Annotated in this window: 27 protein-coding genes and 1 tRNA gene; 24 read left to right on the top strand and 4 right to left on the bottom strand. The window is 64.4% G+C overall.

The genetic code is table 11. The annotated features are described in order from the left end of the window. The 24 genes from ABB26_RS14885 to ABB26_RS14765 all read left to right on the top strand — a co-directional run. A partial coding sequence (locus ABB26_RS14885; protein ID WP_057635489.1) for a flagellin occupies window positions 1-1,090 on the top strand: 1,090 nt, incomplete at its 5' end. Window positions 1,091-1,577: 487 nt separating this feature from the next. After that, complete coding sequence (fliD, locus tag ABB26_RS14880; RefSeq protein ID WP_057635488.1) at window positions 1,578-2,984, top strand: flagellar filament capping protein FliD; 1,407 nt, start codon at window positions 1,578-1,580, stop codon at window positions 2,982-2,984. A gap of 125 nt (window positions 2,985-3,109) precedes the next feature. Continuing rightward, entirely contained in the window at window positions 3,110-3,526 is a 417-nt protein-coding gene (gene fliS / locus ABB26_RS14875; protein WP_057635487.1) for a flagellar export chaperone FliS, read from the top strand. Further along, window positions 3,523-3,816 carry a hypothetical protein gene (locus tag ABB26_RS14870; protein ID WP_057635486.1) on the top strand — a complete coding sequence of 98 codons (294 nt, stop codon included), beginning with the start codon at window positions 3,523-3,525 and terminating at the stop codon, window positions 3,814-3,816. Before fliS ends, ABB26_RS14870 begins: the two co-directional genes overlap by 4 nt. Further along, window positions 3,813-4,382 carry a PilZ domain-containing protein gene (locus ABB26_RS14865; protein WP_057635485.1) on the top strand — a complete coding sequence of 190 codons (570 nt, stop codon included), beginning with the start codon at window positions 3,813-3,815 and terminating at the stop codon, window positions 4,380-4,382. The genes ABB26_RS14870 and ABB26_RS14865 overlap by 4 nt, the downstream gene beginning before the upstream one ends. An 81-nt stretch (window positions 4,383-4,463) precedes the next feature. Beyond that, window positions 4,464-5,096, top strand: a complete 633-nt coding sequence (locus tag ABB26_RS14860) for a response regulator (RefSeq protein ID WP_057635484.1) — start codon at window positions 4,464-4,466, stop codon at window positions 5,094-5,096. A gap of 262 nt (window positions 5,097-5,358) precedes the next feature. Continuing rightward, on the top strand, window positions 5,359-6,768 hold the full coding sequence (gene rpoN, locus ABB26_RS14855) for an RNA polymerase factor sigma-54 (protein WP_057635483.1): 1,410 nt from the start codon (window positions 5,359-5,361) through the stop codon (window positions 6,766-6,768). 14 nt (window positions 6,769-6,782) lie between these two features. Then, window positions 6,783-7,163 (top strand): response regulator, encoded by a 381-nt coding sequence (locus ABB26_RS14850; protein WP_057635482.1) that lies wholly within the window; start codon window positions 6,783-6,785, stop codon window positions 7,161-7,163. Then, entirely contained in the window at window positions 7,156-8,637 is a 1,482-nt protein-coding gene (locus ABB26_RS14845; RefSeq protein ID WP_057635481.1) for a sigma-54 dependent transcriptional regulator, read from the top strand. Before ABB26_RS14850 ends, ABB26_RS14845 begins: the two co-directional genes overlap by 8 nt. A 547-nt stretch (window positions 8,638-9,184) precedes the next feature. Beyond that, the gene (gene fliE / locus ABB26_RS14835; protein WP_057635479.1) at window positions 9,185-9,541 is read left to right on the top strand and encodes a flagellar hook-basal body complex protein FliE; all 357 of its coding nucleotides are present in this window, start codon (window positions 9,185-9,187) and stop codon (window positions 9,539-9,541) included. Between the two features lie 12 nt (window positions 9,542-9,553). Beyond that, entirely contained in the window at window positions 9,554-11,203 is a 1,650-nt protein-coding gene (fliF, locus tag ABB26_RS14830) for a flagellar basal-body MS-ring/collar protein FliF (RefSeq protein ID WP_057635478.1), read from the top strand. Window positions 11,204-11,213: 10 nt separating this feature from the next. Next, a complete protein-coding gene (gene fliG / locus ABB26_RS14825; RefSeq protein ID WP_057635477.1) occupies window positions 11,214-12,200 on the top strand; it encodes a flagellar motor switch protein FliG in 987 nt (328 codons plus the stop codon). Beyond that, window positions 12,197-12,847, top strand: a complete 651-nt coding sequence (locus ABB26_RS14820; protein WP_057635476.1) for a FliH/SctL family protein — start codon at window positions 12,197-12,199, stop codon at window positions 12,845-12,847. Before fliG ends, ABB26_RS14820 begins: the two co-directional genes overlap by 4 nt. Further along, window positions 12,844-14,229 carry a flagellar protein export ATPase FliI gene (gene fliI / locus ABB26_RS14815; protein WP_057635475.1) on the top strand — a complete coding sequence of 462 codons (1,386 nt, stop codon included), beginning with the start codon at window positions 12,844-12,846 and terminating at the stop codon, window positions 14,227-14,229. Before ABB26_RS14820 ends, fliI begins: the two co-directional genes overlap by 4 nt. Further along, window positions 14,226-14,684 carry a flagellar export protein FliJ gene (gene fliJ, locus ABB26_RS14810; RefSeq protein ID WP_057635474.1) on the top strand — a complete coding sequence of 153 codons (459 nt, stop codon included), beginning with the start codon at window positions 14,226-14,228 and terminating at the stop codon, window positions 14,682-14,684. The genes fliI and fliJ overlap by 4 nt, the downstream gene beginning before the upstream one ends. Then, window positions 14,681-15,775 (top strand): flagellar hook-length control protein FliK, encoded by a 1,095-nt coding sequence (locus ABB26_RS14805; protein ID WP_057635473.1) that lies wholly within the window; start codon window positions 14,681-14,683, stop codon window positions 15,773-15,775. Before fliJ ends, ABB26_RS14805 begins: the two co-directional genes overlap by 4 nt. Window positions 15,776-16,058: 283 nt before the next feature. After that, complete coding sequence (locus ABB26_RS14800; protein WP_057635472.1) at window positions 16,059-16,571, top strand: flagellar basal body-associated FliL family protein; 513 nt, start codon at window positions 16,059-16,061, stop codon at window positions 16,569-16,571. A 9-nt stretch (window positions 16,572-16,580) separates the two neighbouring features. Next, window positions 16,581-17,597 (top strand): flagellar motor switch protein FliM, encoded by a 1,017-nt coding sequence (gene fliM / locus ABB26_RS14795; protein ID WP_057635471.1) that lies wholly within the window; start codon window positions 16,581-16,583, stop codon window positions 17,595-17,597. Beyond that, complete coding sequence (fliN, locus tag ABB26_RS14790) at window positions 17,590-17,937, top strand: flagellar motor switch protein FliN (RefSeq protein ID WP_057635470.1); 348 nt, start codon at window positions 17,590-17,592, stop codon at window positions 17,935-17,937. The genes fliM and fliN overlap by 8 nt, the downstream gene beginning before the upstream one ends. After that, a complete protein-coding gene (fliO, locus tag ABB26_RS14785; protein ID WP_057635469.1) occupies window positions 17,934-18,341 on the top strand; it encodes a flagellar biosynthetic protein FliO in 408 nt (135 codons plus the stop codon). The genes fliN and fliO overlap by 4 nt, the downstream gene beginning before the upstream one ends. 59 nt (window positions 18,342-18,400) lie before the next feature. Beyond that, window positions 18,401-19,126, top strand: coding sequence for a flagellar type III secretion system pore protein FliP (fliP, locus tag ABB26_RS14780; RefSeq protein ID WP_425477266.1), 726 nt, complete (start codon window positions 18,401-18,403; stop codon window positions 19,124-19,126). Window positions 19,127-19,273: 147 nt separating this feature from the next. Next, a complete protein-coding gene (locus ABB26_RS14775; RefSeq protein WP_057635467.1) occupies window positions 19,274-19,543 on the top strand; it encodes a flagellar biosynthetic protein FliQ in 270 nt (89 codons plus the stop codon). A 7-nt stretch (window positions 19,544-19,550) separates the two neighbouring features. After that, a complete protein-coding gene (gene fliR, locus ABB26_RS14770) occupies window positions 19,551-20,342 on the top strand; it encodes a flagellar biosynthetic protein FliR (protein WP_057635466.1) in 792 nt (263 codons plus the stop codon). Between the two features lie 169 nt (window positions 20,343-20,511). Beyond that, window positions 20,512-22,632, top strand: coding sequence for a putative bifunctional diguanylate cyclase/phosphodiesterase (locus ABB26_RS14765; protein WP_083490860.1), 2,121 nt, complete (start codon window positions 20,512-20,514; stop codon window positions 22,630-22,632). 230 nt (window positions 22,633-22,862) lie between these two features. Here the strand turns inward: ABB26_RS14765 and ABB26_RS14760 are convergent, their stop codons facing one another. The 4 genes from ABB26_RS14760 to serS form a co-directional block, all read right to left on the bottom strand. Continuing rightward, window positions 22,863-23,348, bottom strand: coding sequence for an energy transducer TonB (locus tag ABB26_RS14760; protein WP_057635465.1), 486 nt, complete (start codon window positions 23,346-23,348; stop codon window positions 22,863-22,865). A 292-nt stretch (window positions 23,349-23,640) separates the two neighbouring features. Continuing rightward, window positions 23,641-23,730: transfer RNA gene (locus ABB26_RS14755), tRNA-Ser, on the bottom strand. Window positions 23,731-23,801: 71 nt separating this feature from the next. Further along, window positions 23,802-24,794, bottom strand: a complete 993-nt coding sequence (locus ABB26_RS14750; RefSeq protein ID WP_057635464.1) for a LysR substrate-binding domain-containing protein — start codon at window positions 24,792-24,794, stop codon at window positions 23,802-23,804. 209 nt (window positions 24,795-25,003) lie between these two features. Then, window positions 25,004-26,281 carry a serine--tRNA ligase gene (serS, locus tag ABB26_RS14745; protein WP_057635463.1) on the bottom strand — a complete coding sequence of 426 codons (1,278 nt, stop codon included), beginning with the start codon at window positions 26,279-26,281 and terminating at the stop codon, window positions 25,004-25,006. Window positions 26,282-26,330: the final 49 nt, after the last annotated feature.

Below are 26,330 nucleotides of genomic sequence, written 5' to 3'. Positions count from 1 at the left end.
CGGCCTGGCCATCTCCGAGCGCTTCGGCACCCAGATCCGCGGCACCGACGTTGCCATCCGCAATGCCAACGACGGCATTTCGCTGGCGCAGGTCGCCGAAGGTTCGCTGAGCGAAATCGGCAACAACCTGCAGCGCGTGCGTGAACTGGCCGTGCAGGCCTCCAACGCCACCAACTCGGCCAGCGACCGCAAGGCGCTGCAGGCCGAAGTGACGCAGCTGGTCAGCGAAATCGACCGCGTTGCCAAGCAATCCGAGTTCAACGGCACCAAGCTGCTGGACGGCTCGTTCTCCAGCAAGCTGTTCCAGGTGGGCGCCAATGCCGGTCAGTCCATCGCCATCGACAAGGTGGTCGACGCCAAGGCTGACGCACTGGGCAATGCTGGGTTTGACGTCACTGCGATCACCATCGCAGCCGGTGGCTCGGTGGCTGCCGACAAGGGCAAGACCATCAGCTTCGACGGTCTGAAGATCGGTGGTGGCGGCCTCACCGCCGCAGTGGCCATCGACAAGGTCGAGATCACCTCGACCGGCGTTCCGGCCGACGACCAGAAGGCACTGGTGGCCGCCGTGGCCACTGCTGTCAACGCGAAGATCGGCGAAACCGGTGTCTATGCTGAAATCGACGCCGCCGCCGGCAAGATCAACCTGACCTCGGTGAAGGAAAGCGTCGACAAGAACGGCAACTTCAGCGCCATGAGCGTCACTGCCGGTACCAGCGCAGGTGTTACGGGTTTCAACTCCGCTGCTCCCACTGCAACGACCGGCGCGACGGGCAAGCTGCTCAAGGACGTCAACATCGATAGCGTCAAGGGCGCCCAGCAGGCTCTGGAAATCGTCGACAAGGCGCTGAGCTCGATCAACAGCACGCGTGCTGACCTCGGTGCGATCCAGAACCGCTTCACCTCGGTGGTGGCCAACCTGCAGACCTCGACGGAAAACCTGTCGGCGTCGCGCAGCCGCATCAAGGACACCGATTTCGCCAAGGAAACCGCCGAACTGACCCGCACCCAGATCCTGCAGCAGGCCGGTACGGCCATGCTGGCCCAGGCCAACCAGGTGCCGCAGAACGTGCTGAGCCTGCTGCGTTGATTCAGCAACTGGTGCACTTTGCTTGATCCCTTCTCCCGCTCGCGGGAGAAGGGGGCCAGAAGAGCCGGAACCCCTCTCCTGCAAACGGGAGAGGGGCTCTGGAAACCGCTTCACAGGTGCAGGCCATGCCCGGCCCGGGGACTCCCCGAGACCGGCCCGGCATCGCCAGCCCCTGTGGCTCTTGAAGTTTCAGCGTTGTGGTTTTTTTGACTGTACGTACCGGACGGCTTCGTCTCCCTCCGATTGTCAGTAGCCTGATCCCTCCCCTGCTTTGGGGGAGGGTTTTCTTGCAGACCACCAGCAGCCTGCGGCATATCGCCCGCACCCTGCCCCCCAGCTCCTGCAACCCGCGTGCCAGAACCGTCCCGCGCCGTTGGCACAGCTCCTGCATCAATCCAGTCCTCAAGACCCGGCGGCGCAAGCCGCTACTTTCGTTGACGACGTGGTCAGCGGCCATCCGGCCCGGCCAGGAACAAGGAGATACAACGTGGCAGACTTTGGTTACGGCGGCATCGGTTCGGGGCTGGATATTTCCGGCATGGTCAGCCAATTGGTAGCTGCTGACCGCAAACCCGCCGACAACGCGCTCAACCTTCAACAGTCCAAGGCCAAGTTGCAGCTCTCGGCCATCGGCACGGTCAAATCGGCGTTTGACACGCTCAAGACCGCGCTGGAAGCGCTGAAGGCCAACACCGCGTTCGACACGCGCACTGTCACCGCCAGCAAGTCCGGCACCGACGAGATCCTGTCCGCCTCGGTCTCGCTGATTGAAAACGTCACCGGCAAGACCGCTGCTGCGAACGGTACGCACATCATCAAGGTTGACTCCCTGGCAACCGCCAACAAGTGGATCGCCAACACGTCCGTGCCCAAGACCCAGACCTTCGCGGCTGGCACCTTGACGCTCACCGTCGGTACCGGCGACAAGCAGAAAACACTGAACATCGAAGTCGAGGAAGGTGACACCCTCACCACCATCCGCAACAAGATCGACGCGACCGGCCGCAAGGAAGGCGTGCAGTCCACGCTGATCAGTTCGGGTGACAACCAGTACCTGTCGATCGCACAGGAAAAATCCGGCACGGCCAACGCGATCCAGCTGTCCTATGCCGGTAGCGATCCGGGCCTGACCGCACTGGTCGGCTCCATGACCGAGCACACCAAGGCCACCGACGCCAAGCTGACCATTGACGGCGTCTCCGTGGTGAGCAGCGAGAACACCATCACCGATGCGGTTCCGGGGCTGACGCTGAACCTGAAGAAGGAAGGCACCAGCACGGTGACCATCAGCACCGACGTGGCGGCAGCCACCAAGGTCATGCAGGATTTCGTCACCGCGTACAACGCCGCGCTGGCAGCGATCAACGGCGCCACCAAGTATGACGCCGAGAACAAGGAGCCATCCGCGCTGACCGGCGACGCGCAGATGCGCGGCGCATCCAGCCAGCTCCGCTCGATGATGAGCGGTGTACTCAAGGAATTGTCCGCATCCGGCCTGGATCCCAAGACGCTGGGCCTGCAGACCCGTGGCTATCCCAACGCCGACGGCAGCCTTGTCCTGGACACTACCAAGTTCGGTGCGGCCCTGGCCAACCAGCCGGAGAAGATCCGTCAAGCCATCACAGGGGACCTTGGCGGCGCAGGCAAACTGTTCGGGGTCGTGGACGGCTACGTCAACACCACCGTCGGCAAGGAAGGCGCATTCGTCTCCCGCACCAAGAGCCTCAACGCCAACCTGACCGACATCGACAAGCGCAGAAAGGCGCTGGATACCCGTATGGAAGGCGTGGCGGAGCGATACAAGAAGCAATTCCTGGCCCTGGACACCTTGATGGGCAAGCTCAGCCAGAGCAGCGCCGCCCTGCAGCAACAGTTGGCGCAGCTGTCCGGCTGACAGGCAGTCACGGACGCGTGGCACTCAAGTTTTGCGCCACGCTCACCGATAACAGGCTAGAAACGTCACCGTCGCACTGCGACGCGCAAGCCACCCAAACGGGTGCGTACCAGGAGAATCAGCCAATGTACGGTTCCAGCCGTCAATACGCAGAACAGTACCGCCATGTGGGCGTGAGCAGCGCGGTCGCCGAAGCCGACCCCCACAAACTGGTGGCCCTGTTGCTGTCCGGCGCGCTGGACCGCTTGCGCCTGGCATCGGCCAGCCTTGAGCGTGGCGACCAGGCACGCAAGGGCAAAGCCATTGGCGAGGTCTGCGCCATCGTTGGGCACCTCAACGGCTCACTCGATCATCAGGCCGGCGGCGAGATCGCCGCCAACCTGTCGGCGCTGTATGACTACGTGCTGCAGCGCCTAACTGACGCCAACCTGCATAACGATCACAGCGCATTGGATGAAGCCCTGCAGTTGTTGACCGAAATCGACAGTGCATGGAACGCCATTCCCCACGACCAGCGGCAGCCGGCCAAGGCGACACCATGACCGTCGCCGCGCTCAATGCCCACCTTGATGCGTTCGAGCACGCGCTCGGTGAGCAGGAACTGGACAACGCCGAAGCCATCCTCGGCCGCCACGACGACGCCCTGCACGCGCTGCTGCAACAGCCCATTGATCCGGCCCAGGCATCTGCACTACGCACGTTGCTGCAGCGTCAGCAGAGCATTCTCGGCAAGCTGGGCATCCAGCGTGAAGCAGCTGCCTCACTCGTGCGCGAAGGCCAGCGCACCACGCGCGCGGTCAACGCCTACCAACAAGCCGGCGCATTGCCATGACGCCGGACAGCCTCTCGCACCCTGCTGAAGTGGAACTGTTTGACGACACATTGACCTGTGACGTCATCCTGCCCGTGGTGTTTGAGGCCGGTGCCAGCGTGCAGAGGCCGGGGGCATCGGAAGTGCTCCTGCGCAGCGTTGCACTGGTGGAGGATTCGCGCAGTGGCGATGACAGCGAGGAGCGCGCTGAGAGCAGCGCACAACTGCAGCGCCTTGAAGCGCGCATGGACTTGACCCTGGTGTTGCTGGGGCGCCTGCTGCAGCAATCCAACGCCACGCTGCCCACACGCCCAATGCGCTGGTCGCGTCACGGCCTGCGCATCGATCTTGAACAGCCCGCCAACGTATCCCCGGGCACGGCAGGCGTAGTGAGACTGCAACCGGCCGAATGGTTGCCCGACAACATCGAACTGCCGGTACTGGTGCTTGCCGAGACGGGGACCGCTGGCCAGTCTCACCTGTGGTTGCGGCTGCACAATGCCAGCGATGCACTTGGCTCAGCCTTGGAAAGACATCTGTTTCGCCTGCACCGTCGTCAAATTGCCGACAGTCGACGCAATCGTTGAAACACACAGTACTTTTGGCCTGCTGGCGCCTGCTCCCCCGCTCCGTTAAGGTGCTGCATTCCGTTGAGTTGACCGATTCCCGTGCGCGTTCTGATCGTTGACGACCACACATTGGTGCGGGCCGGGCTGACCCGGTTGCTGCAGTCGTTCGACGGTATCGAGGTCGTCGCCGAAGCCAGCAATGCCGAGCAGGCATTGGAAATGGCGTTGTTCCATGTCCCCGACCTGGTGTTGTTGGACCTGTCACTGCCGGGCCGCAGCGGCCTGGACGCACTGAGCGACATCCGCGAACGCATTCCACACGCACGTGCAGTGATCATGTCCATGCATGACGATGCCGCGCATGTGCGCGATGCACTGGATCGCGGCGCGGTAGGTTTTCTGGTCAAGGACGCGGCACCGGCCGAGCTGGAGCTCGCGCTGCGGGCGGCACATGCCGGCCAGGTGTTCCTCAGCCCGCAGATCTCCGCCAAGATGCTGGCCCCGCTGCTGTCGCGCGCGCGCCCGACCGGCATTGCCGCACTGTCACCGCGTCAGCGACAGATCCTGCGCTACCTGGGCAATGGCCGGACCACCAAGGAAATCGCCGCCGAACTCGGCATCAGCGTAAAAACAGTGGAAACCCATCGCGCCCGGATGATGGAAGTGCTGGGTTGCCGTCGCGCAAATGACCTGCTGCTGCTTGCCGTGCGCCACGAAAAAGACCTGGCCTGAGCCAGCTCGCGCCCTCAAACCTGCGCGACGTCACAGAAACGGATTTCCGGCACGGCATGCAATGCAATCGTTTAAAATCAATTGCTTGCGCGTTATCCAGGCACTACTGGCGTCATATAACCGTCGCTTTGTAGGGGAAACCCCTACATGACGTAGGTCCGACAACCACTCCCCTCAGGTGGGCACCTATTACGGGCCTGACAGCGGCCACGCAAGATGCGTTCCACAACGCGCCATTGAAGCGGCGCACCGGGGAAAACGCATGAAAACCACACTGTCCGCACAACTGGGTCAACAGCTGCATTTGACCCCCGCCCTGCTCCAATCCATCCGCCTGCTGCAACTCAATGGCATGCAGTTGGAGCTGGAGGTGCGACAGGCGCTGGAGAACAACCCGCTGCTGGAGTTGAGCGAAGAGCGCGAAGAGACCGCCCCGGCCAGCACCACCGACGAGGCGCAGATTGAAACCGCCGCGTTCGATGAGCTGCCCGAAAGCACCATGTGGGACGTGCCCGCCTCCAGTTGGAACGGCGCTGACGACGACCACATGGCGCGTATCGCCGCCGGCGAATCCAGCGATCCTCAGCTGCGCATCCTCAAGGCACTCGCCCTGGAGCTGGATGAAGCCGACCTCGGCATTGCCCGCTACTGGCTGGAGCAGTGCGACGACGCCGGTTACCTGCAGGGTTCATTGTCGGCACTTACGCAGTTGGCCTGCGCGCGCCTGGACCGCACCAGCAGCGATGTTGAAATGGTCCGTCAACGCCTGCTGCATGGCGAGCCGGCCGGCATGGCGGCGGTTGATCTGCGTGAGTGCCTGCTGGCCCAGCTGACCTCCCTGCCAGGCCGCGTCCCCGCGCGTCATCTTGCAGTGCGCCTGCTGGATGCCGATCTCCAGCTGCTGGCCAACCACGACCTGCCCGCGTTGGCGCAGGTACTGGATGCGGAACTGGACGACGTGCGCGAGGCATTCCGCCTGGTGCTGTCGCTTCAGCCGCGTCCGGCCGAAATCCTGCTCCCGCAGCCGGAATTGACCGTCATCCCGGATGTGGTGGCTTGGCACGCCGATGGCCAATGGCGCATCGCGCTCAACCCGGCAACCACGCCGCGACTGGGCATCAACGCCAGCTACGAGCGCGTGGTGGCCGAAAGCTCAGGGGACGCCGCACAACCGCTGCGCGAGCTGCTGCAGGAGGCACGCTGGCTGACCCGCGGGCTGTCGATGCGCTACGACACGCTGCTGCGCACCGCACGCGTGATCATCGAGCGTCAGGCCGCCTTCCTGGTCAATGGCGAAGAGGCCATGGCGCCACTGACCCTGAAAGAAGTGGCCGACACCATCGGCATGCACGAGTCCACCGTCTCGCGGATCACCTCGGGCAAATACCTGCAGACCCCGCGCGGGACGTTCGAGCTCAAGCACTTCTTCGCGGTGCGGCTGGAAGGTGCCAGCGTCTCCGGTCAGGCCGTCAAGGCCATGGTCAAGCGCCTGATCGACTCCGAACCGGCCGCGCGCCCCCTGGCCGACGAAGCCATCGCCGGGCTGCTGGCACGCCAGGGGGTGAACATTGCACGCCGCACCGTCGCAAAATACCGCGAACAGCTCGATATCGCCCCGGCCCGAGAGCGTCGCCGGTGCAATGCCAAGCCCTCGCTGGCCCGTGTGGGCTGAAACCAAGGATTCCCATGAGCAAGCTCACCGTATTGCTGGTCGACGACCACGAAGGTTTCATCAACGCCGCCATGCGCCACTTCCGCAAGATCGACTGGCTGCAGGTTGTCGGTAGTGCCGCCAACGGGCTGGAAGCGATCGAGCGTTCCGAAGCGCTGCGCCCACAGGTGGTGCTGATGGACCTGGCCATGCCGGAAATGGGCGGGCTGCAGGCCACGCGCCTGATCAAGAGCCAGGACGACGCGCCCTATATCGTGATCGCCAGCCACTTCGACGATTCCGAGCACCGCGAGCATGCGCTGCGCGCCGGTGCCGACAACTTCGTCAGCAAACTGTCTTACATCCAGGAAGTCATGCCGATCCTGGAAACCCTGAAGGACCCGAGTCATGAGTGAGTCGCGCATTCTTGTCATCGATGCCGATGCCGTGCGTGCGGAGCGCACCATCGCGCTGCTGGAGTTCATGGACTTCAACCCACGTTGGGTCAGTGACGCACAGGACATAGACACACGTCGCCACCGTGCCAATGACTGGATGGCGATCGTGGTTGGCACACTGGAAGATGCCGACCGCGCTGCAGGCTTCTTCAACTGGCTGGCCGCCGCGTCGCTGCCGCCGCCGATTCTGTTGGCCGGAAGCGACCCGTTGGCGTTCTCTCGCCACTACGGTCTGCATGAAGCCAACGTCTGGCCGCTGGAACAACCGATGCGGCACGCGCAGGTCGAAGCATTGCTGCGTCGTGCCAGCCTGAACCGACTCGATGCCGAGCACCAGGCCAGCACCAACGACGACACCGGCCCCACCGGGCACAGCCCGGCTGTCACCGAGCTGCGTCAATTGATCGAGCAGGTCGCCAACTTCGACACCACCGTGCTGGTGCTGGGTGAATCTGGCACCGGCAAGGAAGTGGTGTCGCGTGCCATCCACCAGCGCTCGCCCCGCCGCGACGGCGCGTTCGTTGCGATCAATTGCGGCGCGATTCCGCCGGACCTGCTGGAAAGCGAGTTGTTTGGCCACGAGAAGGGCGCCTTCACCGGCGCGCTGAGCGCACGCAAGGGCCGTTTCGAAATGGCCGAGGGCGGCACGCTGCTGCTGGATGAGATCGGCGACATGAGTCTGCCGATGCAGGTGAAGCTGCTGCGCGTGCTGCAGGAACGCAGCTTCGAGCGCGTCGGTGGCAACCAGACCATCCGCTGCAACGTGCGCGTCATCGCCGCGACCCATCGCGACCTGGAAAGCCGCATCGCCGAGGGCAAGTTCCGCGAGGATCTGTTCTATCGCCTCAACGTGTTTCCCATCGACGTGCCCGCACTGCGCGAGCGCACGACCGACATTCCGGCGCTGGTGGAAACCATTGCCGCGCAGTTGGCGCGTACCGGTCGCGGTGAAGTGCGCTTCACCCATGAAGCGCTGCAGGCACTGGCCGGCTATGCCTGGCCGGGCAATGTGCGTGAGCTGACCAACTTGGTCGAACGCCTTGCGGTGCTGCATCCCAACGGTCTGGTGCGGGTGCAGGATCTGCCCAGCCGCTACCGGGGCGATCAGCTGGCCGTGCAGGCTGCTAACGGTGATGACGAACGTCCGTTGCAGTCGATGGCCGTGGCGACATCCGTTGCCGCAGCGCCGGCGCGCGCCAACAACGGTGGCGTCGCTGCGCCGGCGCAGGAGCAGACCCATCTACCCAGCACTGGGCTGGACCTGCGTGACCATATGGCCAGCATCGAGTTGACCCTGATCAACGAAGCGCTGGAACGTACCCAGGGTGTGGTTGCACATGCGGCCCAACTGCTCGGCCTGCGGCGTACGACCCTGGTGGAAAAGCTGCGCAAATACGGCATCGAACGCGATCAGCTGGAAGCGACCGGCTGATCAGCACTTCGGCTGCCCCCGGCAGGCAGCCATGAGCGAGTGGAGCCTGCCTCATTCAGCTTGATGTCCTGCTGTCGCCCCTGCCGTCCATTCCGCAACCGGACTGCCGGGACATGCCGATGATGCAGGCCGGTCCACAGGCCAGGAGGAAATCCTGGCACCCGCCCGACCGCGGTTCGCTGATTGTCGCGATCACCCTGCACTACTTCCCGCGCGCAGCATCCGCCGATGGGGGTCATGCCACTGAGCGCAAGCATGCTGCAGCGAAACTCGGGCAGGACTGCCCTCCGCACATGGCCCGGCACAGCAGCCTCCCCTCCGCGCGGACCGGACCGTAACGCCAGCGTCGTCGCTCGCACCCTCTCCCCCTCGCTGCTGAAACCGCGCCTGGTCGTCGACGCTAGCCCTACTGTGACGTCGGAAACCCGACAACACGCAGGATTGCAGACATCGTTTGGCACCGTGGTGTCGGATAAATGTCTTCACATTCGTGGCACGCCACTTGCAACCGTGAAGGCAGAAAGTTCTCTCTCTGGAATCCGTTTCGATGTCTCATTCCATCACCTCTGTTCTCTCCCAGATCCGAACCCTGCAGACCCAGGTAGGCCAGGTTGCGCCGCCTGCCGATATGCCGCGCAGCAATGCGATCCAGGGGCTGAGTGAAGGCCAGAACATCAATGCGCCGTCGTTCAGCCAGACCCTGCAGGGCGCCATCAAGGGTGTGAACGAGGCTCAGCAGAAATCCGGGCAGTTGGCCGCCGCCTTTGAGCGCGGCGAAGCCGGTGCAGATCTGGCCAAGGTGATGGTCGCCTCCCAACAGTCCCAGCTGGCGTTCCGCGCCACCGTGGAAGTCCGCAACCGTCTCGTCCAGGCTTACCAGGACGTGATGAACATGCCGCTGTAAGGATAGAAACGCATGGCCCTCGCGCTTCCCAAAGACTCGTTGAACACCCAGCAGGCCGGTGCCTGGTTCGACCGCCTGCAAAGCCTGCAGATCACCCGTCGCCTGGGATTGATGGCGATGATCGCCGTGGCCGTGGCGGCGGGCCTGTTCGTGTTCTTCTGGGCTCAGAAGCCGCAGATGATGCCGCTCTACACCGGGCTGGACCAGAAGGCGACCGCCGAGGCCACCGACCTGCTGCGTGCGGCGCAGATCCCGTTTGAACTCAATGCCAGCACCGGCGCCATCAGCGTGCCGGAGAAGAACGTCCACGACGCACGCCTGAAGCTGGCCGGCTCCGGCTTGACCGAAAGCGGTCGCCTGGGCTTTGAAATGATGGAGCGCGACCCTGGCTTCGGCGTCAGCCAGTTCGTTGAAAGCGCCCGTTACCAGCACGCACTGGAAACCGAGCTGGTACGCACCATCTCCACGCTGCGCCCGGTGCGTGATGCGCGCGTGCATCTGGCCATTCCCAAGCCCAGTGCCTTCACCCGCCAGCGCGATGTCGCCAGCGCCTCGGTGGTGCTGGAACTGCGTGGCGGCCAGCAGCTGGAGCGCAACCAGGTGGATGCCATCGTGCACATGGTTGCGTCCAGCATTCCCGATCTCGCACCCGAGCGCGTGACCGTGGTCGACCAGAGCGGCCGCATGCTCACCATCGCCGACCCCAACAGCGATGCCGCGCTCAACGCTGCACAGTTCGACCAGGTGCGTCGCCTGGAAGGTTCGTACAACCAGCGCATCCGCGAACTGCTGGAGCCGATGGCCGGCGCCGGCAGGGTCAACCCGGAAGTCAGCGTGGACATGGACTTCTCCGTCACCGAAGAAGCCCGTGAGCTGTACAACGCCGAGCCGCAGAAAATACGCAGCGAGCAGATCAGCGAAAACTCCACCAGCACCGCCGGCCCGCAGGGCATCCCCGGCGCGGCCAGCAACACGCCCCCGGGCGCTGCGGCAACACCTCCGCCGGCCACGGCCGCCACACCGACCGAAACCTCCAAGAACGCCACCCGCAACTACGAGCTGGACCGCACCCTGCAGCACACCCGCCAGCCGGCAGGCCGGGTCAAGCGCGTGTCGGTGGCGGTACTGGTCGATCACGTGCCGCGTGCCGGCGCCAACGGCAAGGTCAGCGACCAGCCGCTCAGCGCGGCCGAGCTCACCCGCGTCGAAGCATTGGTCAAGCAGGCCGTCGGCTTCAGCGCCGAGCGTGGCGACACCGTGTCGGTGATGAACGCGCCGTTCGTGCGTGAAGCCATCCCGGTGGAAGCGCCCAACTGGTGGGAGAACCCGCAGCTGCGCGATGCACTGCGCCTGGTCCTGGGCGCCATCGTGGTGCTAGCCCTGCTGTTCGGCGTGCTGCGCCCGGCCCTGCGCCAGATTTCCGGCCCGCCCAAGGCCCTGCCAGGCAGGAGCGACGATCCGTTGAGCGCCGATGTGCAAGTGCTCGACGATGGCGTGCAGATGCCCGAGCTGGCGGCGGACCGCCTGCGTCTGGACAACGACGCCAAGCTCGCCCTGCCGGTCGATGCCTATGAAGAACGTCTGCGCATGGCGCGCGAGGCCGTGCGCACCGATTCCAAGCGCGTGGCACAGGTAGTGAAGGGTTGGGTGGCAAATGACTGATGTAGTTCCCATGACCGGCGTGCAGCGCGCCGCCGTATTGCTGTTGTCGCTCGGTGAAACCGATGCGGCCGAAGTGCTGCGCCACATGGAACCCAAGGAGGTGCAGAAGATCGGCATCGCCATGGCCACGCTCAGCGATGTCACCCGCGAGCAGGTGCAGCAGGTGATGGACGACTTCGGTGCTCAGCTGGGCAACAAGACCTCGCTGAGCGTCGGCTCGGACGACTACATCCGCAACATGCTGGTGCAGGCGCTGGGCAACGAAAAGGCCAGCAACCTGATCGACCGCATCCTGCTCGGCCGCAACACCACCGGCCTGGATGCATTGAAGTGGATGGACCCGCGTGCGGTGGCCGACCTGGTCCGCAATGAACATCCGCAGATCATCGCCATCGTCATGGCCCACCTGGAAACCGACCAGGCCGCCGATGCGCTGAAGCTGCTGCCCGACCGCACCCGCGTTGACGTGCTGCTGCGCATCGCCACGCTGGACGGCATTCCACCCAATGCCCTGAACGAACTCAACGAGATCATGGAGCGCCAATTCGCCGGCAACCAGAATCTCAAGTCATCCAACATCGGTGGTGTGCAGTGCGCGGCCAACATCCTCAACTTCATGGACGGCGGCCAGGACCAGACGATCCTCAGCGAGATCGCGCGCATAGACGCGCCGCTGGGCAACCGCATCCAGGACCTGATGTTCGTGTTCGACGATCTGGTGGACCTGGACGACCGCGAAATGCAGCTGGTGCTGCGTGAAGTCAGCGGCGAACGCCTCGGCCTTGCGCTGCGCGGCGCCGACATCAAGGTGCGCGACAAGATCACCCGCAACATGTCGCAGCGCGCCGCGGAAATCCTGCTCGAGGACATGGAAGCCCGTGGCCCGGTGCGCCTGTCCGACGTCGAAGGCGCGCAGCGCGAGATCCTGGCCATCGTCAAGCGCATGGCCGATGAAGGCACCGTCACTCTCGGTGGCAGCGCGGAGGCAATGCTGTGAACAACGCCGTGCGCTGGCATGCGCCTGACCTGAATGCAACGCGGGTGCCCGGCGAAACATCCGCGCCGACGTTCGCATCGGATTTGATCGAAACCATCACCGCTGCCGAACCGGCACCGCCGCCGCTGCAGTTGCCGACGCTGGAGGAGGTGCAGGCCATCCGCGATGCCGCGCAGGAAGAAGGCTTCCAGCAAGGCCACACCGAAGGCTATGCGCAGGGCCAGGCTGAAGTACGCCGTCTGGTCGCGCAGATTGAAGGCATCCTGGACAACTTCAGCCGGCCACTGGTGCGCCTGGAAAACGAAGTGGTCGGCGCGCTGGGCGAGTTGTCGGTGCGCATCGCCGGCTCGCTGATCGGCCGCGCCTACGAGGCCGATCCATCACTGCTGTCCGAGCTGGTCAACGAAGCACTGGACACCGTCAGCGGCGCCAACCGCGATGTCGAAGTCCGTCTGCATCCGGACGATATCGCCGCGCTCAGCGGCCTGCTGTCGTTACCCGAAGGCCAGCGCCTGACCGCCGACACCGGCCTCAGCCGTGGCGATCTGCGCGTGCATGCCGAAACCGTGCGCATCGATGGCACGCTCGATGCACGCCTGCGCGCGGCATTGAGCACGGTGCTGCGCCGTGCCGGAGCCAACCCATGACCGCTGCCCCCTCGCCTGCCCCGGCCGAATGGGCCGCTGCGCGCAACCTGCGTCTGGCCTCGCGCCTGGACAGTATTTCGCTTGATGCGACGGGCGGCCACGGCCTCGTCCGCGAAGGCATCCTGCGGCGAGCAGTCGGCCTGACCCTGGAAGCGGTTGGCTGTGAAGCGCCGATGGGCGCCAACTGCAAAGTGGAAATCATCGACGGTGGCTGGGTGGATGCCGAAGTGGTCGGCTTCTCCGGTGACCGCTCCTATCTGATGCCCAGTGCGGAACTGCACGGCCTGCTGCCCAACGCACGCGTGGTGCCGTCGTACCGGCGCAGCGGCGTGGAAGTGGGCGAAGGCCTGCTCGGCCGCGTCATCGACAGTGACGGCGTGCCGCTGGACGGCAAGGGCCCGATCCGCGCCGAAGGCAACGTCAGCATGGCTGGCGTGTCGATCAACCCGCTCGCCCGCGAACCGATCATCCAGCCACTCGATGTGGGTGTGCGCGCGATCAATGCGCTGCTACCGATTGGCCGTGGCCAGCGCGTGGGCTTGTTCGCCGGCTCCGGTGTCGGTAAATCGACGCTGCTTGGCATGATGACCCGCTATACCGCCGCCGACGTGATCGTGGTGGGACTGATCGGTGAACGTGGCCGCGAAGTACGCGATTTCGTTGAAACCACGCTGGGCGAAGAAGGCCTGCGCCGCGCCGTCGTCGTCGCCAGTCCCGCCGACCGGCCGCCGTTGGCGCGCCTGCATGGCGCCTACCGCGCCACTGCCATCGCCGAATGGTTCCGCGACCAGGGCCTGAACGTCCTGCTGCTGATGGATTCACTGACCCGCTTCGCGCAGGCGCAGCGAGAAATCGGCCTGTCCGTCGGCGAGCCGCCGACCACGCGTGGCTATCCGCCTTCCGTTTTCGCCAAGCTCCCCGCACTGGTGGAACGCGCCGGCAACGGCGCCAAGGGTCGCGGCTCGATCACCGCGTTCTATACCGTGCTGACCGAAGGCGACGATCCGCAGGATCCGATTGCCGACGCTGCCCGCGCCATTCTTGACGGCCACATCCTGCTGTCACGCCGTGTCGCTGACAGCGGCCTGTATCCGGCCATCGACGTGGAATCGTCGGTCAGCCGTGTGGTGCAGGACATCGCCGACGACACCTGGCGCCTGCGCATCCGCAAACTCAAACGACTGGTGTCGGCCTATACCGCCAACCGCGACCTGATCGCCATTGGCGCCTATCAGCGCGGCAACGACCCGGTCACCGATGAAGCGCTGGACCGTTGGCCGGAGATCATGGAGTTCCTCGGCCAGGACGTGCATGCCGCCGCCGACCTCGGCCACAGCCTCAACGCATTGCAACAGCTGGTAGATAAAGAGAGCGCCGCATGAGCCCTTCACGCCGCATGGATCCCCTGCTCCGTCACGCGCAGGATCGCCAGGACGAAGTCGCCAAAGAACTGGCCGAGCGCCAGCAGGCACTGGACGTCCACCAATCGCGCCTGTCCGAACTGCGCCAGTACGCCGAGGAATATGCCAACGCGCAGATGTCCACGACCAGCGCCGCGCAGTTGCTCAACCGCCGCGCGTTCCTGGATCGTCTGGACAACGCCGTGGAAGCGCAGAGCAAGACCGTGGACAGCAATCGCGAACGCGTGGATGCCGAGCGCGCCCGCTTGTTGCTCGCCAGCCGAGACAAGCAGGTGCTGGAGCAGCTGGCCGCCAGCTACCGCGCGCAGGAAAAGAAAGCCGAAGACCGCCGCGACCAACGCGAGATGGATGAAATCGGCGCGCGCCGCGTGCGTGTCGCGCAGGCCGCGGCGGCGGCCGAAGGGGAAGACGCATGAACGTGCTGACCTCCAGCCTGTCGGTGGGCAGCGGCAATGCTGAGACCGGCAATGGCCCACGCACCAATGGCAACGCCGGCAGCAAATCCAAATCAGGCTTCGACGCGCTGCTGCAGGACTCGCCGGCCACGCAGAGGAGCGATAAGCCGTCGCCGCCTGCAGGCCAGGACACCAAGCCCAGCCAGCCCTCCTCGGCCAGCGATGAAACCCGGTCCAGCGAAAGCGAAGACGCTGTCCCCGCTGCGCCCGCCAACGGCCAGGACGACAACGCCGACACCGGGCAGCAGGCTGACGAAGCACCGTGGCCGCCGCTGGGCCTGTCAGCCATGTTGCTGCCCGCACCCGAGGCCGCGCCTGCGCCAATCGTGCCGCCCGCCGCGGCTGCGCAGGGCGACACCCGCCCCGGCAGCAACCCCGCGCTACCGGGCGTTGCCACGACATTGCCGGCCACAGCGGCAATCACCGCTGCACAGGCACCGGCCGCCGACAGCGCCGAGCCCTTGCCGGCGGCATTGACCGCAGCCATCGCACAGGGCGCCGATGACGCGGCCAGCAGCAAACTCGATATCGCGGAAAGCCCTGCGCCCACAACCTTCAATGCGCTGCTGCAGAACCCGGCCCTGCACGAACTGCGCGCCACGGCGGCGGGCGGCAGCGTGCCACCCCCAACCGCCACGCCGGACATCAACAGCGGCGACTTCGATGAAACCTTCGGCGCCCGCGTCGGTTGGATGGCCGACCAGAAGATCGGGCACGCCCATATCCGCATCACCCCGCACGACCTCGGTCTAGTCGAAGTGAAACTGCAACTGGACGGCGATCGTGTCCATGCCAGCTTCAGCAGCGCCCATGCCGACGTCCGCCACGCGTTGGAAAGCAGCCTGCCACGCCTGCGCGAGATGCTGGGCGAACAGGGCCTGCAACTGGCGCAGGCCGATGTCGGCCAGCAACCGACCTCGCAGCAGCAAGGTGGTGATGGCCAAGCTGCCTCCGGTGGCGGGTTTGCCGATGGCCAGGATCCCGCTGTCGACATGCCGGCACCCAGCACCCAGACCCTGCGCATGCGCGGACTGCTGGACGCATACGCCTGAGACGACGCGCGGAAGCCAGCACCGCGCTGGCTGTCGCCGCCTGTCCCAGCTCGGCCGCGAGGCCGCTAGCGCCAGACCAATGGCACGGCCTGCCGTCGCCCGCTCGCGCGCAATGCGGCGCTGTTGGAGCCCGGTACTTCCCGGCCTGGGGCCTGTCATGAAGGCCAGGCGACTGGGTTCGCAGCGGCCCACCCCGCCCCCGTCAACATTCCGCCACCAGTCGCCACATCTCCTCCGGCACGCCCCTTGCATGTGAACGGGCAGCATTCTCGAGGAGCACACCGTGGCTGTTGCCGCCGACAAATCCCGTAAACCCGAACCGACCCAGGAGGCGACGGGTAAGTCGCGGCGTCCGCTGTTGGTAATCGCATTGATCGCACTGGTCGCTGCCGGCGGTGCCGGTGGCGCCGTCTGGTATTTCACCCAGGGACAGGGCGTGGCCAAGGCCGACAAGCCGGTCGCAGCGACGCCTGCTCCGGCGCAGTACTTCGCGCTGGACCCCTCGTTCGTGGTCAACCTCAACGGCCCCGTCGATGGCCCCCGCTACCTGCAGGTGGACGTGCAGCTGATGACGCGTGATCCGCTGGCGTTGCAGGCAATGCAGACCCACGCACCGGCCATCCGCGCCAAGCTGCTGATGCTGTTCTCGCAGGTCGAGCCGGCACAGATCGCCGACCGCGCCGGCAAGGAAGCGCTGCAGGCCTCGGCACTGGCCGAGGTGCAGAAGCTGATGAAGGCCGAGACCGGCAAGAAGTCGGCCGATGATCTGCTGTTCACCAGCTTTGTCACCCAGTAAGGGAACACGATGAGCATCAACGACCTGCTGTCACAGGACGAAATCGATGCCCTGCTGCATGGTGTCGATTCCGGCAATGTCAGCACCGCCGAGCCGGCCCCGGCACCCGGCGAAGCACGCTCCTATGACTTCGCCAGCCAGGACCGCATCATCCGTGGGCGCATGCCGACGCTGGAAATGGTCAACGAGCGCTTCGCCCGCCTGTGGCGCATCGGCCTGTTCAACCTGATCCGCCGCTCGGCCGAGCTGTCGGTGCGTGGCATCGAACTGATCAAGTTCGGCGACTACCTGCACTCGCTGTACGTGCCGACCAATCTGAATCTGATCCGCTTCAAACCACTGCGCGGTACCGGCCTGATCGTCTTCGAACCGACCCTGGTGTTTGCCATCGTCGACAACTTCTTCGGTGGTGACGGGCGCTACCCAACCCGCATTGAAGGCCGCGAATTCACCGCGACCGAGATGCGCGTGATCCAGCTGATGCTCAAGCAGACCTTCGCCGATCTGCGCGAGGCCTGGGGGCCGGTGTTGAACGTCGATTTCGACTACATCAACTCCGAGATCAACCCGCACTTCGCCAATATCGTCAGCCCGCGCGAGTACGTGGTGGTCAGCCGTTTCCACGTCGAACTCGACGGCGGCGGTGGCGACATCCACATCACCCTGCCGTATTCGATGCTGGAGCCGATCCGCGAACTGCTCGATGCCGGTATTCAAAGCGACCGCAATGACCGCGATGAAAGCTGGGCCATCATGTTGCGCGAACAGCTCAACACCGCCGAAGTCGAACTCTCCAGCGTGCTGGCCAACCGCCGCATGAGCCTGCGTGAACTCACCAAACTGAAGATCGGCGACATCCTGCCCATCGACATGCCCAAGGAAGTCCCGCTGTGCGTGGAAGGCATCCCGGTATTCACCGGCCAGTTCGGTGTCGCCAACGAGCGCAACGCCATCAAGATCACCGCAACCCATCCGCCGGGCAAGCGTCCCAACGTTCCCGTGATCCAGGACACATCCAATGAATGACACCGAAGCCCCCGATACCGTCGCCTCCGCCACGCCGGCACAGTTCGCCAATCTGCAGGCCGATGCCGCCAGCGGCACCGACCTCGATCTGGACGTGATCCTCGACGTCCCCGTGACGCTGTCGCTGGAAGTCGGCCGTGCGCGCCTGCCGATCCGCAACCTGCTGCAGCTCAACCAGGGCTCGGTGGTGGAACTGGAACGCGGTGCTGGCGAATCACTGGATGTGTTCGTCAACGGCACCCTGATCGCCCATGGCGAAGTGGTGGTCATCAATGATCGCTTCGGCGTGCGTCTGACCGATGTGGTCAGCCCCAGCGAGCGGATCCGGAGACTGCGTTGATCGCATTGCTCGCCCTCGCCGCGCCTGCCGCCAAGGCGGCAGCACCGGTCGGCCAACATGCGGCGAGCACGCCCAGCATGTTCGGCGCGGTGTTCATGCTGCTGGTCGTGTTGGGTTTGATCATCGGCCTGGGTTGGGTGCTCAAGCGCCTGCCCGGTGGTGCGTTCCGCCCGGCCGAAGGCCTGAAGGTGGTGGCGAGCATCAACGTCGGCGCCAAAGAGCGCGTGGTGGTGGTGGACGTCAACGGCCAGCAACTGCTGCTGGGCGTGACGGCCGGCGGCATCAGCGCCCTGCATACCCTGCCCGAGCCGCTACCGCAGACGCCGGCTCCGGCGCTTCCCACACTCAAACACCTTCCGAATTTCGCACAGCTGCTCTCGCAGAAGCTGCGCAAGGATTCCTGATCATGCCGGGTCTTCGTTTCAGCCAGCGCCATTGCTGGCAACTGTTCCTGCTGCTGGCGATGCTGGCACTGCCGTTGTTCGCCTTTGCCGCACCGGGCACGCCACAGATGCCTGCATTGCCTGACGTGAATGTCGGCAAGATCGGCAGCCAGCCGGTGAGCCTGCCGCTGCAGACCCTGCTGCTGATGACGGCCATCACCCTGCTGCCATCGATGCTGCTGGTGCTCACCGCGTTCACCCGCATCATCATCGTGCTGGGCCTGCTGCGTCAGGCGCTTGGCACCGGCCAGACGCCGTCCAATCAGATTCTGTTGGGACTGGCGTTGTTCCTCACCGCAATGATCATGATGCCGGTATGGGACAAAGCCTGGTCCACCGGCATGGCGCCCTACCTGGATGGCCAGATTGATTTCCAGACCGCCTGGCAGCTGACCACGGCGCCCCTGCGTGCCTTCATGCTGGCGCAGGTACGCGAGACCGATCTGATGACGTTTGCCGGGCTGGCCGGGCATGGCGCTTATGCGAGTCCGGACGCGGTGCCGTTCCCGGTGCTGGTGGCATCGTTCGTGACCAGCGAATTGAAGACCGCGTTCGAGATCGGTTTCCTGATTTTCATCCCGTTCGTGATCATCGACCTGGTGGTATCCAGCGTACTGATGTCGATGGGCATGATGATGCTGTCGCCGATGCTGGTGTCGGCACCGTTCAAGATTCTGTTGTTCGTGCTGGTGGATGGCTGGGTGCTGGTGGTCGGCACATTGGCGGCGAGCTTCAACGCGGTGTGATCCACGCTCGTTGATGCCTCCTGACAAAGCCGCGACCACGTCGCGGCTTTGTCGTTTTCCCCTCCCTGCGCTTTGCGCAAGAGCGCGCGGGCAGCACCGCCATCATCCCGTCACGCCTCTGGCACCAACCTTGCATCCAATGCCTGCATGAGCCCCGAACTTGCCCTAACCGAACTGCGTGGCGGCCTCGTCGCCACCCTCTGGGTCGCCGGCCCCCTGCTGCTTACCGTCCTGGTGGTCGGTGTGGTGGTGGGTGTGATCCAGGCTGCCACCCAGCTCAATGAACCAACCATCGCCTTCGTCGCCAAGGCCGCTGCGCTCACCGCCGCGTTGTTCGCGCTGGGTAGCCTGCTGATCGGCCACCTGGTCGAATTCACCGTCCAGCTGTTCCAGCGCATACCCCATCTGATCGGATAGCCCGGCGATGGATTCCGCCACCCAGATGGTCGTCGACGGCCAACAGGCCTTCGCCATCATCGGCAACACCCTGTGGATCATGCTGCGTATCGGCGCCATGCTGATGGCCATGCCGATGATCGGCACCCGTGCGGTGCCAGGCCGCGTCCGAGGGCTGCTGGCGGTGACGCTGTCGGTCGCGCTGGCCCCGGTGCTGCCACCGGTACCGCTGTTCCATGGCTTCGATTCGATCACCGTACTCACGATCCTGCGCGAGCTGGCCGTTGGCATCACCATGGGCTTCCTCTTACGGTTGATCTTTGAAGCGGGCGCGATGGCCGGCGAGATGATCGCGCAGAGCACCGGCCTGGCGTTCGCGCAGATGAGTGACCCGCTGCGCGGTGGCAGCTCGGGGGTCATCGGACAGTGGTTCTATCTGTTGTTCGGCCTGCTGTTCTTCACCAGCAATGGCCACCTGGCGGTGATTGCGTTGCTGGTCGACAGCTACAAGGCACTGCCGATCGGCACCGCCCTGCCCGACCCGCATGCCGTTGCCAGCATTGCCCCGACACTGGCGCTGCAGATTTTCCGCGGTGCACTGTCACTGGCCCTGCCGCTGGTGGTGGCCATGCTGGCCATCAACCTGGCCTTCGGTGTGCTCGCCCGTGCCGCGCCGGCGCTCAATCCCATCCAGCTGGGCCTGCCGGTCGCATTGCTGGTGGGGCTGTTGCTGCTGGTGTTGCTGTCAGGAGAAATGGGCCCGCCGGTGCAGCGCCTGTTCGACATGACGTTCGATGCGGCACGGCAGGTAACAATGTGATGTACTCCACAGCTCGCGCGTCCGGTTTTCCTATTGCGTCCTCTGGCTATTGCCGCCATCGGGGTAGCTCGCGATAGTCTGCCCCGGTAGGCCAGCGCGGACTGGATTGGCCATTCGTCATGCGGGGGCATGACGCCATGCGGTACGGACACTAAAGGGAGTGGGTTTGATGCTCGTCGGCAGCTACAACCCGTTGTTCGTGGTGCTCTCCATCCTCGTTGCCATCCTGGCCTCGTTCACGGCGCTGGACATGGCCTCGCGGGTGTCCGCAACCCAGCCCCGGCGCACTGCCGCCCGCTGGCTGCTTGCCGGCGGCGTAGCCATGGGGGCCGGCATCTGGTCCATGCACTTTGTCGGCATGCTGGCCTTCCGTCTACCCATTCCGCTGGGTTACGACCTTTGGCTCACCCTTGAGTCGCTGCTGGTCGCGGTGGCTGCATCGTTGTTCGCACTGTGGCTGGTTTCCCGGGCCACGCTGCCGCACCTGCGCCTTGCGCTGGGCGCACTGCTGATGGGCCTGGGCATTGCCTGGATGCATTACGTCGGCATGTCGGCACTGCGCATGCAACCGGCCATCGACTACGACCAGGTCTGGTTCGTGCTTTCCATCGTGATCGCGGTCGGCGCCTCATGGAGTGCGCTGTACATCGCCTTCCGCCTGCGCACCATTGAACACGCGCTGCTGCCTCGCCTGATCGCCTCGGTGGTGATGGGCCTTGCCATTGTCGGCATGCATTACACCGGCATGGCAGCCGCCCGTTTTCCTGCCGATGCGGTCTGTGGCGCTGCCGCCAGCGGCGGCGTCCCCACCGAGTGGCTGGCCGCCTGCGTGGTCCTGTTGACCGTGGGCGTCATGGCCATCGTGCTGATCTTCTCGCTGCAGGAACAGCGCATGCAGTCGCGTCTTCTGCACCTGCGCAATTCGATGCTGGCCGCATCGTTGGACGATGCCCGCAAGGAGCTGTTCCATGCCAGCCAGCACGATGCCCTGACCCGCCTGCCCAACCGTCAGCTTTCCCACGAACGCATCGAACAGCTGCTGCAGGATGGCAACGCCTTCGCGGTGATGTCGATCGATCTGGACGGCTTCCGCCACATCAACGGCGCGTTCGGTTCGCCCGTGGGTGATGCCGTGCTGATGGACATCGCCGAGCGGCTGCGGCGGATGCTTCCACCCGAAGACCTGGTAGGCCGGCTGGGCGGCGATCAGTTCATCATCGCCACCACGTTGAAGAGCGCCAATGAAGTCGATGCCTATGCCGAGCGCATCATCCTGGCGGTCAATTCGGCGCGCGGCGGTGGCCGCGAGCTGCGCATCACCGGCAGCCTGGGCATGGCCCTGCATCCGGACCATGGCAACTCGCCCGCGCAGCTGATCGCGATGGCCGAAACCGCCATGCGCTACGCCAAACAGGCCGGGCACAACACGCACACAGTGTTCGCCGACTGGATGAATGACAACGTCGAACAGGATCGATACCTGCTCGAAGACCTGCGCAAGGCGATCGGTACCGCCCAGCTTTCATTGCACTACCAGCCCCGTGTCCATGCCGAGAGTGGCCAAGTCAGCGGTGCCGAAGGGCTGATCCGCTGGCGCCATCCCGAGCATGGCTATGTTCCCAGCGAACGGATCATCCGCCTGGCCGAACAGAACGGCCTGATGAACGTGCTCGGCACCTGGATTCTGGACGAGGCATGTCGACAGATGCGCAGCTGGCAGGATGCCGGCCACAACGAGTGGAACATCTCGGTGAACGTGTCCGACCGCCAACTGGGTTCACAACAGCTGCTGGATGATGTCCGCAATGCGCTGGAGCGCAATGAACTGGAACCGGCGCGCTTGATCCTCGAGATCAGCGAAAGCGCGATGATGCGTGACACCGAGAGCACCATCGCGGTCCTGCGCAATGTCGCCGCACTGGGCGTGGGCATCTCCATCGACAATTTCGGCACTGGCGTGTCCAGCCTGCTGCATCTCAAGCGGCTGCCCGCCAGCGAGATCAAGATCGACCGTGCGTTCGTGCTGACCCTGGAAGAAAGCGACGAAGACGTGGTGATCGTCTCGGCCATCGTGGCCTTGGGGCACGCGTTGAACATGTCCGTGGTCGCGGCCGGCATCGAAAACGCCGCGCAACGCGCCTACGTGGAGCGGCTGGGGTGTGACCAGTTGCAAGGGGTGCTGCTTGGCCGCGCCGTCAGTGCCGAGAACTTCATCCGTCTGCACGGCGGCGGTGCCCGCCAAGCCGCGCTCGAGGCGCGACTGTCCTCGTTCCAGAACACGCCGGAGTAAGCCCCTCGGGTTCGCGCGGGGGGAATCCCAAGGACGCACGCAGTTCTTCGGGCAGAACCACACCGCACGCCAGATCGTAGCTGCGCAACAGCGTGGCGAGGACTGCAGGTTGGACAACTCCGGGCCGATCCATGGACTCTGCCGTTCAAACTACCGCGAGCGGCAGGAGTGCAGCACGCATCCGCCGCCGGAAACAGTTCAGCCCCTGGCACCTTGGCCCAGACGCACCCTCAGCGCAGTTCAAAGGGAAACTGTTGACGGGTTTCCATCCGGATCGGCTTCCCACTCAATGTTGCAGGAGTGAATTTCCAAGTGCGGACCGCCTCAAGCGAGGCGTCCGAAAATTCCGGGCGTGTTGCAGATTCAACACGCGCATCCACGACGCTCCCTTGCTCGTCGATGGTGAAGACCAACGTCGCGCTACCAGTGATGTCTGCAGCTATGAGCTCTGGCGGGTAAGTAGGCGCGGAGCCGGAAACCAGTTCAGGCAACCTGTCGCACTTCCCCGAACCACAGTAATGCTCGTGCCCTTGGGCCACGATCATCTGGTTGTAGGCACCTGCGTTGACGGGTGTGCCGTTCGGAACTGCGATCTCATATCCACGACCTGCATCTTGCGTAATGCCAGGTACATCAGCGGCTCTACTCTGCTGAGAGAGCCAAACGCACGCACCGACAGAACACACCACCATCAAGATTAGTTTGGCTGATTTCATACAGGGTCCATGCGTCTGATCCAAGCCAGCTTCGGAATCAAGCCTGGCTGCAAAGCAGCGGAGGCCTCTTTGGAAGCATTGCACACCCGCTGTTCAATGTTGATCCCCCGCGATTCCCCCGCCTCATACGCCTCGCCACTTTGTGTAGAGACTCGCGCAGGTTTTGTGGGAAATCGACGCTTTCGCCATGGCAATAGCGGCGGAAGCGCTGTTCCAACGCTGTGGAGCAAAGCGCTGGAAAAATTCTTCAGCCATGAAAAAGCCCCTGAAATCAGGGGCTTAATCAATGTTTTGGCGGACAGAGTGGGATTCGAACCCACGGAAGGTTTAACCCTTCGCCGGTTTTCAAGACCGGTGCCTTCAACCGCTCGGCCATCTGTCCTTGCTGTGCTTGAGCCCGGCGATGAGGTGCGTGGCCGGGCGCGCATTCTCGCATGCTTGCCGCGGTTTTGCTCAACCGGTCTCGATGGCCAGTGCACCAACGGTCGAGGCACGGATCTTTTCCTTGGCCCGTTCGCAGGCGCCGCCGCAATCCAGGCGTGAGGCCTCCAGTTCCGGCGGCAGATGTTCGGCCAGAAAGTCGATGAACACGCGCACTGCCGGCAGCAGGCCGCGACGGGAGGCGAACACCGCGTGGCAGATGCCCTGCGGCAGCGACCAGTCCGGCAACACCACCTCCAGCTCGCCGTTGCGCACGGCCTCGGCGCAGATGGTTTCCGGCAGCATGGTGATGCCGAAACCGTCCTTGACCATCGACTGCAGCAAGGGGAAATCCGAGCCCGCCACACGCGGCTGCAGCTCCACGCGATGCACCTCACCGCCCGGGCCGTGCAGCTCCCAGCGCTGGCGCGCTTCGTCTTCGCTGATGCTCAGGGTGACGTGGTTGGAGATGTCCTGCGGCGACGCTGGGCGGCCGGCACGATCCAGATAGGCGGGGCTGGCGACCAGCAGCTCCTGCACCTGGCCGAAGCTGCGCATCACCAGGCTGCCGTCGTCATCCAGCCGTGAGCGAACGCGCAGCGCCACGTCGTAGCCTTCGTTGATGATATCCACGCGCCGGTTGGTGATGGCCAGCTGCAGTCGCACCTTCGGGTATTGCGCCAGGAATTTCGGCAGCAGTTTGGACAGCTGCATCTGTGCCAGCGACACCGGCACGCTGGCGCGCACCAGTCCGCGTGGCTCGGCACTCAGCCGGTCAACCACCTCGCGCGCGGCCTGTGCCTCGGACAGCATCGTCTGGGCATGCCGGTGCACGCTCATGCCAACGTCAGTCACCGCGAAGCGGCGGGTGGAACGCTGCAGCAGGCGTACGCCCAGCTCGGTTTCCAGTTGGCTGATGCGCCGGCTCAGGCGCGACTTGGGTATGCCCAGTGCGCGTTCAGCGGCGGCAAAACCGCCATGATCCACCACCATCGCAAAGTAGTAGAGGTCGTTGAGGTCTTGCATGGATTGATCCCAGATTTGGAACGAACTCGCGAATTCAATCACCTTTGTCCTGAATTTACAAATCAGACCCCAAACGGTCCTCTTTATATACCTCGACGCCGCAGCGATAAGGACAGAAAGTTCTTACGGTTCAATCGCTTCAGTGCGAGAACACGAAAAAGCCCGCATCGCTGCGGGCTATTTTCTCAATCCAGACTGCGCGAACGGGATCAGCCGATACGCTCGGCACCACCCATGTACGGCCGCAGCGCCTCCGGAATGGTGATCGAGCCATCGGCGTTCTGATAGTTCTCCATCACCGCGATCATGGCCCGGCCCACCGCCACGCCCGAACCATTGAGCGTGTGCAGCAGCTCCGGCTTGCCACCCGGGTTGCGCCAGCGCGCCTGCATGCGACGGGCCTGGAAATCGCCACAGTTCGAGCACGAGGAGATTTCGCGGTAGGTCTGCTGCGACGGCAGCCAGACTTCCAGGTCGTAGGTCTTGATCGCCGCGAAGCCCATGTCACCGGTGCACAGCAGCACCTTGCGGTACGGCAGGCCCAGCTTCTGCAGCACGGCCTCGGCACATCCGGTCATGCGCTGGTGCTCGGCCTCGCTGTCCTCGGCGGCACAGACGCTGACCAGCTCCACCTTCTCGAACTGGTGCTGGCGGATCATGCCGCGCACGTCGCGACCACCGCTGCCGGCTTCCGAGCGGAAGCACATCGAGTGGGCGGTCATGCGCAACGGCAGGCGCTCGGCGTCGATGATTTCATCACGCACGATGTTGGTCAGCGGCACTTCCGAGGTCGGAATCAGATAGCGCGTGGATTCACCCAGCGCGGTCTTGAACAGGTCTTCCTCGAACTTGGGCAGCTGGCCGGTGCCACGCAGCGAGTCGGCATTGACCAGCACCGGCACGTTGGTTTCCTCGTAACCATGCTCGTTGCTGTGCAGGTTGAGCATGAACTGGCCCAGCGCACGGTGCAGCCGCGCGATCTGGCCACGCAGCACGGTGAAGCGCGCGCCGGACAGCTTGGCGGCCGTCTCGGCATCCAATCCGCCGTTACGCGCGCCCAGCTCAACGTGATCGAGCACCGCGAAATCGAACTCACGCGGGGTACCCCAACGCAGCTGCTCGACGTTCTCACTCTCATCCTTGCCGGCCGGCACATCCGCCGACGGCAGGTTGGGGATGCCCATCGACAACACGTCGATCTTCTCGCGCAGCACGTCCAGCTGGATTTCCGAGGCTTTCAGCTCATCGGCGAAGGCGGCCACCTCGGCCATGATCGCCGACACGTCCTCGCCCTTTGCCTTGGCAAAACCAATCGCCTTGGAACGACTGTTGCGCAGGCTCTGCAGTTCCTGGGTGCGCACCTGGATACGCTTGCGATCGGCCTCAAGTGATTCGAAGGCGGCCACGTCAAGCTCGTAGCCGCGCGTTTCACGCAGGCGTTGGGCAAGTTCGGCGGGCTGCTGGCGAAGAAGGGCTGGATCAAGCATGGGCAGGCACTGTGTACGGATATGAAAGGGGATTATCGCGCGAACCGCG

Origin of the sequence: Stenotrophomonas humi (assembly GCF_001431415.1) — a bacterium.
GTDB classification, from domain to species: Bacteria; Pseudomonadota; Gammaproteobacteria; order Xanthomonadales; family Xanthomonadaceae; genus Stenotrophomonas; species Stenotrophomonas humi.
This window is presented reverse-complemented; position numbering and strand designations above follow the sequence as displayed.